This window comes from Dictyobacter arantiisoli (assembly GCF_008326305.1).
Classification (GTDB): Bacteria; Chloroflexota; Ktedonobacteria; order Ktedonobacterales; family Ktedonobacteraceae; genus Dictyobacter; species Dictyobacter arantiisoli.
Window position 1 is genome coordinate 17,553 of record NZ_BIXY01000093.1, and the last position, 12,969, is coordinate 30,521.

The 12,969-nt window shown below is 50.9% G+C and carries 5 protein-coding genes; all 5 read left to right on the forward strand.

Annotated features, from left to right (window positions below; translation table 11 throughout):
• Positions 1-53 precede the first annotated feature (53 nt).
• Positions 54-5,225 (forward strand): DEAD/DEAH box helicase, encoded by a 5,172-nt coding sequence (locus tag F1593_RS23100; RefSeq protein ID WP_149403923.1) that lies wholly within the window; start codon positions 54-56, stop codon positions 5,223-5,225.
• A complete protein-coding gene (locus tag F1593_RS23105) occupies positions 5,222-8,095 on the forward strand; it encodes a DUF8741 domain-containing protein (RefSeq protein WP_149403924.1) in 2,874 nt (957 codons plus the stop codon). Before F1593_RS23100 ends, F1593_RS23105 begins: the two co-directional genes overlap by 4 nt.
• Before the next feature lie 16 nt (positions 8,096-8,111).
• Positions 8,112-11,807 carry an Eco57I restriction-modification methylase domain-containing protein gene (locus tag F1593_RS23110; protein WP_149403925.1) on the forward strand — a complete coding sequence of 1,232 codons (3,696 nt, stop codon included), beginning with the start codon at positions 8,112-8,114 and terminating at the stop codon, positions 11,805-11,807.
• Between the two features lie 41 nt (positions 11,808-11,848).
• Positions 11,849-11,974 carry a hypothetical protein gene (locus F1593_RS29650; protein ID WP_268907081.1) on the forward strand — a complete coding sequence of 42 codons (126 nt, stop codon included), beginning with the start codon at positions 11,849-11,851 and terminating at the stop codon, positions 11,972-11,974.
• Positions 11,975-12,070: 96 nt separating this feature from the next.
• A complete protein-coding gene (locus F1593_RS23115; protein ID WP_149403926.1) occupies positions 12,071-12,634 on the forward strand; it encodes a hypothetical protein in 564 nt (187 codons plus the stop codon).
• Positions 12,635-12,969: the final 335 nt, after the last annotated feature.

The following is a 12,969-nucleotide window of genomic DNA, read 5'->3' on the forward strand; positions in this document are numbered from 1 at the left end:
TATACAAGGGATACAATTCAGCGACATGTTTTTAATATTGGCAAGGACAGCCTATGAATATATTTGAACTTCGCAATACAATTATTGATGATTACTCCGCTTACATTAAGAGTTTTATTAAGATACGTGACACGAAGATACACAACTTTATTGAGCATGAACTTTTTAAAGGCGGCGCCCTCTGGCCGGAGCCATTAATCCAATTAAATCCTCTCTTTGCCCAGGGTGAGAGCATTGATGGGCTGATCACAGAAAAGATCCTTCATCCTGATTGTGCACATATTTTTCGTCGGAATAAGTCAGATGAGCAGCCGAACGGTGAGCCTCTTTTCCTGCATAAGCATCAGGAGGAGGCGATTCGGATTGCCAATGGTGGGCATAGCTATGTCCTGACGACGGGTACAGGCTCAGGTAAAAGTCTGGCCTATATTATCCCGATTGTAAATTATGTACTTCAGCATCCAGAGCAGCGTGGCATCAAGGCGATTGTGGTCTATCCAATGAATGCGTTGGCGAATAGTCAGAAGAATGAGCTAGATAAATATTTACAGGGTCTATTCGCCGGCAAGGTACGCTCGGCACGCTATACTGGTCAGGAAAGTAAGGCAGAGCGAGAGGCAATTATTGCTGATCCACCAGATATTTTGCTTACAAACTATGTGATGCTAGAGTTGATTCTAACACGCCCCCGTGAGCGCGATCTTATTGCCTCGACGAACCTGCGTTTCCTGGTTCTGGACGAATTACATACCTATCGAGGCCGTCAGGGAGCAGATGTCGCTTTACTGGTGCGCCGCGTGCGGGATCGTCTGACGGAGCCAGATCAGCCCCTGCAATATGTTGGGACATCGGCGACGCTGGCCGGTGGTGACTCGTACGTTGAACAACGTCGAGAAGTAGCTGCGATGGCCTCCCGTCTCTTCGGCACAACCGTCTCGCCTGAACATGTGATTAGTGAAACGCTTGTGCGTACAACCAGTACAGTTGACGAGGAGTCACCAGCGTTCCTGGATCAATTGCGGGAGCGCGTCGCCAACGCGGCGGACAAGCATCCTCAGACCTACACAGATTTTATTCACGATCCCCTCTCAACCTGGCTGGAAAGCACCTTTGGCATCACCACCAGAGAGGAGCGTCTGGTGCGGACACGTCCGCTGCGCATCACTGGTGGGGATACTAGTGCCGCCGTGCGTCTGTCCAGTTTAACCGGTGTGCCAGTCGAGCGATGTAGTAAGATAATTGAAGATGGGCTGCTGGCTGGCTACGAACAGGTTCAGCATCCACAGACAGGACGCTCGCCATTTGCCTTCCGCTTGCATCAATTTATCAGTAAGGGCGATATGGTCTATGCCTCGCTAGAGGCCGCGTCACAGCGCCATCTCACCATCCACTATCAACAATTTGTGCCGGGAACGGAGCGCAGTCAGATCTTGCTGCCCCTGGTCTTCTGTCGAGAATGTGGACAGGAATACTATTGTGTCCGCAAGAAGAATGATGCACTGCTCTCAAAGCGCGAGTTGAATGATCGTACAAATGAGGAGTTGGAAGGAAAACCGGGCTATCTCTATCTCAGTGCGGACAAGCCGTGGCCGCGTACAAGTGAAGAAATCGATGGCTGGTTGCCAGAAGATTGGAAGGAGGAACGCGCCAATGGTCGTATGGCACTCGCACACACCAAGAAAGATTTGCGTCCCTTGCCAATACGGGTGCGAGCCGATGGTGAAATTGTTGGCCCTGAAGAAGAGGGAACTGATGGACACTTTCTGCGCGCCCCCTTTCGCCTCTGCCTCTCTTGCGGCGTTGAATATGACTCCACCCAGGATAACGATTTCGCGAAATTAAGCTCGCTGAGTTCTGAAGGACGCAGCACTTCAACAACGATTCTCAGCCTCTCAGCTATTCGTCATGTGAATGAAGCCAGACATGCTGGGGATTTACTGGGAGTCGCGCCCAAACTACTCAGCTTCACCGATAATCGTCAGGATGCCTCACTACAGGCAGGCCATTTCAACGATTACATCGAAATCGGTCTATTGCGTTCTGCCCTCTATCAGGCCGTGAAACAGGCAGGCGAAGAAGGTCTGTCACACGATACGCTGACGATGAAGGTCTTTGAGACGCTCCATCTGCCAATGGCTCATTACGCTGTTGATGATAAGGTCAAATATGCGGCACTGGCAGAGACAAACAAGGCTTTTCGCAATGTCCTTGGCTATCGGCTCTATCGCGATCTGAAGCGTGGTTGGCGTATTACGTCACCCAATCTGGAGCAAAGTGGTCTCCTGGTGATCGACTATCTCTCACTCGCTGAAGTCTGTGAGGATGAGGAGATCTGGCAAAATATGCATCCTGCCTTACAGCAGGCCAGTCCCGCCACGCGCCGCGAGATAAGTAAGACGCTACTGGATTATATGCGCCGCGAACTGGTGATCAAGGTCGATTATCTTAATAAAGATTATCAGGATGCACTTCAGCAGCAGAGTAATCAGCGCCTGATCGCTCCATGGGCATTGGATGAGCAGGAACAGAAAGAGTATGCGCCCATTCTTATTCCGCGCAGCAAAGGACAGTTCGATGATGGAAGTCATCGCTATCTCTCTGGCCGCAGCGGCTTTGGTCGCTATCTCCGCCGCAAGACAACCTTTAAGGATTATGCGCCAACCCTGAGCACGACCGAGGCTGGTACTCTGATTGTTCAGTTGCTGGATGGGTTGCGTAACGCCGGTCTGGTTGAGGTAGTGCTGGAGCCGGATGAGAAGCATGGGATCGCGGGCTATCAACTCCCCGCCTCAGCGCTGATTTGGCGCGAGGGCAATGGTGAGGTGGCACTGCATGACCCCATTCGCGTTCCACATCCACCAGATACCGAGCGGGCAGTCAATACATTCTTTCGCAAGTTCTATCAGGAAAAGGCCGAATACTTGCTGGGGATTGAGGCTCGTGAGCATACGGCACAGGTGACCAATGAGGAGCGTATGAAGCGTGAGGATGATTTCCGCAAGAATATCCTTCCGATCCTGTATTGCTCGCCTACGATGGAACTGGGCGTAGATATCGCGGAACTCAATCTAGTCAATATGCGCAATATTCCTCCGACCCCGGCCAATTATGCCCAGCGCAGTGGTCGCGCCGGACGCAGCGGCCAGCCGGCACTGGTCTTCTCCTATTGTTCTACCGGTAGCTCACATGATCAATATTTCTTCCGCCATCCCGAAGAGATGGTGCAGGGTGCTGTATCGCCACCACGCCTGGATCTGATGAATGAAGATCTGGTGCGCGCCCACGTCTATGCGATCTGGTTAGCGGAAACCAATCTCTCACTGGAAGGCTCCCTGAAGGATCTACTGGATGTGGCAGGTCAGACGCCAAGCTTGCAGTTGTTACCGGATGTGAAGCATGAGCTTGAGAGGTTAGATGCTCGTGAACGAGCAGAGGAACACGCTCAACGCGTCCTGAAGACTCTGGTACAAGAGGCGGATGAGACCGCCGAGTGGTTACGCTCGACGAACTGGCTGGCGACGACACTGAATGCCGTTGAGAATAGATTTAACGATGCTTGTACACGCTGGCGTAGGCTCTATGAGACGGCCCTGGAACAATTCGATCAACAGACGCAGATTATTCGCGATTCCTCGAAAAGTAAGAATGAGAAGGAGACAGCGGAACGCTTGCGACAAGAGGCGACCTCTCAATTAAGCCTGCTTACCAACGATGGCTCACTGGACCAATCTGACTTCTATAGCTATCGCTATATGGCAAGCGAGGGCTTTTTGCCGGGCTATAATTTCCCGCGCTTACCACTGGCGGCCTACATACCTGCTCGCCGCAAGAAGCAGAAGGATGAATATCTCTCACGTCCACGTTTCCTGGCGATTTCGGAGTTTGCGCCCAACGCGATTATCTATCACGAGGGATCTCGTTATGTCATCAATCGGGCGCTCCTCTCGGTGACTGAGGATGGCTCGGCGGTCTTGACGCGCACAGTCAAGCAATGTACGCATTGCGGCTATCTGCACTGGCAGAGCGACGAAAAGCTCATTGATCTCTGCGAATATTGTCACACCCGGCTAGAGGCTCCTCTGAGCGGTCTCTTCCGCTTACAGAGCGTCTCGACAAAGCGCCGTGACCGTATCAGTTCCGATGAGGAGGAACGCCAGCGTCAGGGCTACAATGTGCGTACAGCGGTACGCTTTGCTTCATTTGTCGAGGCTAGCCTGGATGGTCCCTATGGACAGTTAGGGAAGGTGACATATGGTCAATCAGCAACCTTATCACGGATCAACTTTGGCCCCCTGCGCCGCAAGAGTGATGTGAAGGGATTTTTGCTGGATACACAACGGGGCTATTGGAGGAGCGAACAAGATGCCGCCAGTGATCAAAGCAAGCCTGGTAGCCAGCCATATACCCGCGTCATACCCTATGTGGAAGATACGCGCAATTGTCTGCTTTTCGAGCCAGATCCCGCTTTGAAACTGCATGAGCAACAAATGGCTTCGTTACAATCCGCGCTCAAAAGCGCCATCCAGTTACATTATCAGCTTGAAGATAATGAATTGGCTGCGGAGCCGTTGCCGAATAGCAAAGAACGACATTTCATTCTGTTTTATGAGTCCTCTGAGGGTGGTGCAGGTGTGCTGCGCCAGTTGGTGGATGATCCAACGGCCCTGCAACAGGTGGCGCGTGAGGCGTTGCTACTCTGCCACTATGATCCCACGACTGGCGAGAATCTCAGGCGAGCCGAGGGGGCAGCCGAGGATTGTGAGGCCGCCTGCTATAACTGCTTGATGACCTATGCCAATCAGCGGGATCATCTGCTGCTGGATCGGGCGTCCATCCGGGATATCCTGCTGGAATTGTGTCAGACGACTGTAAACTTCCGCAGCATGAGTACATCTAGCAGCCATGAGCAGCCAGTCGTAGAACTGATCGCTCGTTCAGAGGTGGAACAAGCCTGGTTGCAGTTCCTGCACGAGCAAGGCTATCAATTCACGCCCTCTGAGCTGGCCGCTCCCGCGCAGGCTCATCCTGATTTCTACCATGCCCAAACCCGTGCCGCAATTTATATCGATGGAGATGTCGAGCGCTATCCTGAGCGTCAGCAACGCGATGAGGAGGTACTTGAGGATCTCATCGATGAAGGATACATGATCGTGCGTTTTGGTGCTCCGCATACCTGGGAAGCACAGATAGCCAAAAATCCTAATATCTTCAGGAGAATACAATGAATTTTGCTGTTGGTTCACTCGTGAAGGCCCGTGGGCGCGAGTGGATTGTGTTGCCCGAATCTGATGAACAGATGCTTATTTTACGCCCGCTGGGCGGCACCAATGATGAGGTGGCGGGTATCTATCTTCCACTTGAGTCTCAAGATGTGGAGTCCGCTCAGTTTCAGCCTCCCGATCCTACGCAGTCTGGAGATTATTTTTCCGGTCGCTTGCTACGCGATGCGGTGCGCTTTGGCTTTCGATCCAGTGCCGGGCCCTTTCGCTCGTTCGCACGAATCGCTGTCGAGCCGCGCCCCTATCAACTTGTCCCCTTGCTGATGGCGTTGCGCCTCGATCCGATTCGTATCCTGATCTCTGATGATGTTGGCATTGGTAAGACGGTAGAGGCGGGACTGATCGCACGTGAGTTGCTTGATCGCAAAGAGGTCTCGCGTATGGCGGTGCTCTGCCCTCCCCATCTGGCGGAACAGTGGCAAGCTGAATTACAGGATAAATTTCATATCGATGCCGAGCTGGTCCTCTCCAGTACCATTACACAGCTTGAACGCGCCTGCCGTCAGGACGAATCTGTCTTCCAGCATTATCCCTTTTTGATTATTTCAATCGATTTCGTGAAGTCTGATCGCTACCGTGACAAGTTTGTTCAGTATTGTCCAGAATTGGTAATCGTGGATGAGGCGCATACCTGTGCCTATGCAGGTGAGGGCAGCGGCAGTCGCCATCAGCGCTATCGCCTGCTGACAGAACTCGCAAAACAGGAGCAGCGCCATCTGATTATGGTCACGGCGACTCCCCATAGTGGCAATGAAGAGGCATTCCGCTCGCTGCTCCGACTGCTCAATCCCACTTTTGAGACGCTTCCCGCTGATCTGAGTGGCAGCCAGAATGAGAAGTATCGAGAACAGCTTGCAGCTCAATTTATCCAGCGCCGCCGTGCCGATATCCGCTCCTATCTGGATAAAGAGACGCTCTTCCCGGATCGCGCGGATAGCAATCAGGATTATCATCTGACGCCCGAGTATAAGCATTTCTTTGAGGAGGTGCTTGAATACGCTCGTGAGACGGTGAAAGATCCCAGTGGCAGCAAGAATCGACAGCGCGTGCGCTGGTGGTCCGCACTGGCACTGTTGCGCTCACTGGCCTCCAGTCCCGCTGCCGCGATGACAACGCTACGCAATCGCGCCGCCGTCGCTGATGCTGAAACTGTTGAGGAGGTGGACCAGATTGGTCGGCATACCGTGCTGGATCTGGTAGATCAGGATGCTCTGGAAGGCATGGATGTTGCTCCCGGCGGCGATTTCGAGACGGCTAACGGCACTACATCCCAGAGACAGAGCCGCTTACACGCGATGGCCGATCAGGCGGAACAGTTACAGGGGGCGAAGGATCGCAAGCTCCAGGATGCCATCAAGCTGATCCGCGAGATGGTAACGCAGGGCTATCAGCCGATTGTCTTCTGTCGCTTCATTCCGACCGCCGAGTATGTGGCGGCTGAACTGCGCAAAGCGCTCAAAGGGGTTGAGGTGGCTGCGATTACAGGTCTGCAACCGCCGGTGGAACGGGAGGAACGCATTATCCAATTGGCTGAAGCGCCCCAGCGTGTACTGGTCTGTACCGACTGTTTGAGCGAAGGTATCAACCTGCAAACCTATTTCAATGCCGTTGTCCACTATGATCTCTCCTGGAATCCCACTCGCCATGAGCAGCGCGAGGGCCGCGTGGATCGCTTTGGACAGATCAGTCCAAAGGTGCGCGTGGTGACCTACTTCGGAGCGGATAACCAGATCGATGGTCTGGTGCTGGAAGTCTTGATCAAGAAGCATAAGAGTATTCGCAAGACGTTGGGTGTTTCTGTACCGGTGCCCGCCGATACAGAACAGGTCTTAGAGGCGGTACTCGAAGGATTGCTGTTACGCGGCTCGAAAAACTCTCATGCCCAGGGTGCACTCCCTGGCTTTGATGATCAGTCGTATCAGCAGCGGGCAAAGTTGGATCGGCAATGGGATGCCATTGAGAATCGCGAGAAGCAGGCACGGTCGCGGGCAATCTATGCGCAGCGCAGTATCAAGGTGGATGAGGTGAAGCAGGAACTGGCCGCCGTGCATGCCGCAATCGGCGAGCAGGAGGATGTACAGTCCTTTACGCTAGAGGCATTGAAGGGCTATGGCGCAACGGTACGCAAGCTTAACGCGGATAACTTTGAGGTTGAGCTAAAAGAGGTGCCGGATGCCTTACGCGACGCAATCAATATTAATCGCTTTGTCACAAACAAGCAATCAAAACTCAAGCTCAGCTTTAATGCGGCAGCGCCCTCCGATGCGCTCAAGCTCAGCCGCACCCATCCACTGGTAGAAGGGCTGGCGGCCTATGTGATGGATACTGCACTAGATTCGGTGGATGATCCTTTTCGTAAACGGATCGCCTATCGCAGTGGCGTGATGTATACGCGTCTGGTTGAGAAACGCACGACCCTGTTACTGGTCCGCCTGCGCTTCCATATTTCCACGCCCGATGATCCACAGCCGCTCCTGGCTGAGGATTGTCAGGTCTTTGCCTTCCGAGGTGCTCCAAAGAAAGCGGACTGGATCGAGGATGAGGCATATATCAAAAACCTGCTGGCCGCAACACCGGATGAGAATATCTCGCGTGAGCAAGCCAACTTCTTCCTGCAAAATATCCTCGACAACTTTGATGAGTATCTGAGTCCACGCATGAATGAGTTGGCAAGAGAACGGGCGAGAGAACTGCGCGAAGCGCATCGCCGGGTACGTCGTTCGGCTGCCCTCAGTGTGCGTGTCAGCGTCGAGCCTCAGTTGCCGCCCGATGTGCTGGGCATGTATGTCTATCTTCCCTATCAGTCGCAGTCCTAGAGAGGTTCAATAAATCATGGCTACCGCCGCACTTCGTAAACAACAACGCGCCCTCTTCTCCAGCATCATATCCGAAGGGACGCTGCTTCCGATTGATATCTTGCAACGTATTGAGCAATTTGATCCTAATCTCGTTGGCCTGACACCGACTACTTATCATCGGGAAGGTTCCAGACTCAACGAGGAGATCAATGCCGCCTGGCTCCAACTCCTGCCCTTGTGGAATAACTTCCAGAACGAGGTACACAAATCCCATGTGGATGGGAAGGTCCGTGAACTTACCCTGAACCGCTGGCTGTTACGTATTTTTGAGATCTTCGGCTATGGACGCCTTTCGCCAACCAGGGAACCAATCTATCTGGAAGGCAAAGAGAAGAGCTATCCAATTAGCTATGGTTGGGAAAATATCCCCATCCATCTAGTCGGCTATGAGCAGGATCTGGATACGGTGCTGCATACGCCCGGCACGAAGTTTCGCAATAGCGCCTATAGTCTGGTGCAGGAACTCTTAAACAATTCCAATCAGCATCTGTGGGGGATCGTCTCTAACGGCAAGAAGTTGCGCCTGCTGCGCCGCAATGTCAGCCTGACACGACAGGCGTATGTCGAATTCGATCTGGAAAAGATGATGCAGGGTGAGGCCTATGCAGACTTCGCGCTCTTCTGGCTGCTCTGTCATCAATCTCGCTTCGAGGGCGAGCGCCCGGCGGACTGCTGGCTTGAGCAGTGGACAAAGATAGCACAGGAGAATGGTGTACGCGCCCTCGATCAATTGCGCGATGGGGTTGAGCAGGCGATTAACGCGCTGGGCAAGGGCTTCCTGACCTGTACCTCGCCCGCCAATTTCCAGCTCCGCACCAAATTGCGCGAAGGAACCCTCTCATCGCAGGACTACTATCGGCAGGTATTGCGCCTCGTCTATCGCCTGATCATCCTCTTTGTGGCCGAGGATCGGGAAGTGCTCTTTCATCCCCATGCCAGTACAGAGGCCAAACAGCGCTATCTCAGCTACTATTCGACCCGCCACCTGCGCCAACTCGCGGAGCAGCGCATCGGCACCCGTCACACCGATCTGTATCGCAGCCTGTGGATCATCATGGAGAAGCTGGCGGCCAGTGAAGGCTATGAGGACCTCGGCCTGCCTGCCCTCAACGGCTTCCTCTTTGCAACGGATTCCGTCAAAGATCTCGCTGGCTGTGGACTGACCAACTATGCCCTACTGGATGCCATACGCTCGCTCTCTACCATTAACGATAAGAGTATACGGCGCACGGTAGACTATAAAAATCTCGGCTCTGAGGAACTGGGTAGCGTCTATGAATCACTGCTGGAACTGCATCCCGCCCTCACCATCGGCGAAAGCGGAGTGGCCGACTTCAAGCTCAAGCAGGTCAGCGGCAATGAACGCAAAACCTCCGGCAGCTACTACACGCCCACCAACCTGATCGATTGCCTGCTCGACTCCGCGCTCGATCCCGTCCTGCAAGCAGCCGACAGCCAGGACAAGAACGAAGATGAGGCCGAGCAAGCCATCCTCAACCTCAAGATCTGCGATCCCGCCTGTGGCAGTGGACACTTCCTGATCGCAGCTGCGCACCGCATCGCCAAAAAGCTCGCCGCCATCCGCACCGGGGATGAAGAGCCCGCTCCCGACGAGCGCCGCAAAGCCCTGCGCATGGTAGTAGGAAGTTGCATCTACGGAGTAGACATCAACCCCATGGCCGTCGAACTCTGCAAAGTCAACCTCTGGATGGAGACTATTGATCCCGGTAAACCTCTCTCCTTCCTAGACTCTCATATCCTCTGCGGCAACAGTTTGCTTGGCACTACCCCCATGCTGCTCAAAAACGGCATACCTGACAGCGCCTTCGAGCCAATCGAGGGCGACGATAAGAAGGTCAGTAGTGCTCTCAAAAAACAAAACAAGATCGAACATACTGGTCAAAGAGGTCTGTGGACAAATGTAGAATACAATCCACTGGGCTATCACGCCAAATTAGCAGCCGATACACGACGTTTAGAAGCAATGCCAGACGACCATGTAACCAATATACATCAAAAACAAGAGGTGTATGACAAAATCAAGAAGTCAGCAGAGTACCAAATAGGCAAGCTACAAGCTGATGCCTGGTGTGCCGCCTTCGTCTGGAAGAAACTACAAGATCATCCAGCTATCACCTATGATGTTTTTCGCAACATTCAAGAAAACAAAGTATCTGATAACATAAATAAAGAGATACAGCGGTTAACAAAGCAATATAAATTCTTCCACTGGCATCTCGAATTTCCCGAAGTATTTGATATACCCGCCAACATCCAGGCACCAGAGAACGAGCAAACCGGCTGGTCCGGCGGCTTTGATGTCGTATTGGGCAACCCGCCATTTCTAGGTGGATTAAAAATTAGCAGCACATTTGGTGATAGATATAGACACCTCCTAACTGCTACTTATGAGCATTTCGTAAACAGGGCAGATCTTTGTGCTGCATTTTTATGTAAATCATTCATGTCAATAAAACCTGGAGCTAGATTAGGCCTAGTTACAACCAATACTATTGGTCAAGGGGACACACGTGAGGCAGGATTAGAAACAATTATACAGGACAATGGCACAATTACATTTGCTAATCGTTTTATCAAGTGGCCCCATGATGCCAATGTAGAAGTCAATCTGATAGGAGTTTACAAAGGCATTGGGAATGAAGAGTGTATTCTAGATGGTGAAAAAGTAGCTTTTATTTCTTCGCGATTAGATAGTGAACCAGAAATAAAAGCTCTAAAGATAATGAAAAATAACAAAAAATCTTTTCAAGGAGATATATTACGAGGTAGTGGTTTTATACTAGAGCCAGAAGAAGCCCAATCTCTTATACAAGAAGATGAAATTAATCTTGAGTGTATTTATCCTTATCTTGATGGTGATGACCTCAATAATTATCCAGATCAGCATCCCAGTCGTTATGTTATTTGCTTTAGTGATAAATCTTTAGATGAGGCTAAAAAATATCCAAGCTTATTGTCTATTATTGAACAGCGCGTCAAACCTGGCAGAAATAAAGTCAAGCAGGAAAGGGATAGAAAAAATTGGTGGCTGTTTAATTCTTATCGCCGGGAGTTACGTCAAGCCATTGCACCGCTTAGTCGTGTTTTGGCACGATGTCGTGTAAGTGATTTACACATGCTTATTTTCATTCCAAAGGGATGGATTTATAGCGAACAAACTATCATTTTTGCTTTTGATGATAACTACCATTTCTGTTTACTACAGTCTAGTTTACATGATGTTTGGATTCGCCGTAATGCGTCGACCATGCGAACTGATGTGCGATATGCTCCAACAGATTGTTTTGAAACGTTTCCTTTCCCTGAAAATTTAGATGTCGAATCAAAAGCTCATATGGCTAATATTGGAGCTATATATCATGATCATCGACAAAAATTACTGACAGATCGTCAAATTGGTTTGACGGCTGCCTATAAATTATTTCATAATCCCCAATGCTGTGACGAAGAGATTATCCAATGGAGACAACTTCACACAGAAATAGATTTGATGACCCTTGCTGGTTATCATTGGAGTGACATTGATTTGAAACATGATTTTTATTTAAACGAACGAGGCCATCTTTTTTTTACAATATGTGATGTTGCAAAAAAAGAGATAGTTTCGCGACTTTTAGAAATGAACAAAAATTATTCCCTGCATCAATAGGTCCCGTATTAATACAAAGAAATGCAAGGATCTATGATGAGTTGCAGCGGGCAATGGAGAGCGGCGAGCCATACGAGACGCTGCTGGTGCCGGGGCCGGCTGACCCGGCGGTTGCTCATCCTGCTCGCGTGGTGGAGGCATGGGAAGGATTGCAGGCTGGCAGATAGAGTTGACCTATGATGACGTCGCAAGCTTTCATACGAATGACTATACGAGAACACAATACCTATCTTTTGTCATAATAATAGAAGGAGTCGTCTCTAATGCCGATTAATGATGTTGATAAATTACGTGCTGCCTATGTTAATTTCCGGCACGATCCGCTGGCTAACTTTATTGTCCATGTACGCCAGCAGCGTGCGGGTCAGATCCGCACATTGCTAGCTGATCCAGAATCCCTGCCAGATGTCGAGACGTTTGATCGTGAAGTCTGGTGCCTCGAGTCCCGTACCTATTTGCATAGCCATAGGATCGATTTGCAGCTTTACTTTAAATATTATGAACAGACCAAATTGCTCAAAACGATGGCCGAGCAGAACTTAAAGATCCATGATCTGGAAAAAGCGCTTTTGGCAGGACAGCTAGAGCTGCACGGCAACTATATTTATGGTCAATCAACGGGTACCTTTGCCCCGATGATCAAAGATCAAGCACTCAGATTCTCGCTGTTAAAACAGGCTCTGCACACGTTCAATGATGCCACCCTGACAGCATCGGAACAGGCGCTACTCGTCTATAACACCAAAGGCTTTGGCGAGAACAACGCCACCGGACTCGGCATGATCTTCCATCCCCAGGACATAGGCATCGTCAACGCCGCCACCTGAGAACACCTACAGAAAATAGGCTATCAAACAGAGAAAACACCGTCCTGGCAGGATCTCCAGGACGTATTACGCTCGCTGCACATCCTGCTCAACACCCATGACCTCATCGAACTAGACTGGTTCCTCTATCTCTACGGCAGATCACTGACAGCTATATAACCTACATGCAGCACCATAGATTCATCCATGAAGAGGGGAAATACACCCATGAACATGGGTCACCCCGAATCTTTCGAACAAATATTCGAGTGATAAAAGACTCAACAAAGGAAGTGAAACCTAAAAAACCTCCTGAACGATGTAAAGGAAATTGATAAATTCCAAACAGTTCAGGA

What these genes read in the sequence shown, in the direction of transcription:
- F1593_RS23100 (WP_149403923.1), top strand. Translation starts at nt 54, where the DNA reads ATGAATATATTTGAACTTCGCAATACAATTATTGATGATTACTCCGCT.
- F1593_RS23105 (WP_149403924.1), top strand. Translation starts at nt 5,222, where the DNA reads ATGAATTTTGCTGTTGGTTCACTCGTGAAGGCCCGTGGGCGCGAGTGG.
- F1593_RS23110 (WP_149403925.1), top strand. Translation starts at nt 8,112, where the DNA reads ATGGCTACCGCCGCACTTCGTAAACAACAACGCGCCCTCTTCTCCAGC.
- F1593_RS23115 (WP_149403926.1), top strand. Translation starts at nt 12,071, where the DNA reads ATGCCGATTAATGATGTTGATAAATTACGTGCTGCCTATGTTAATTTC.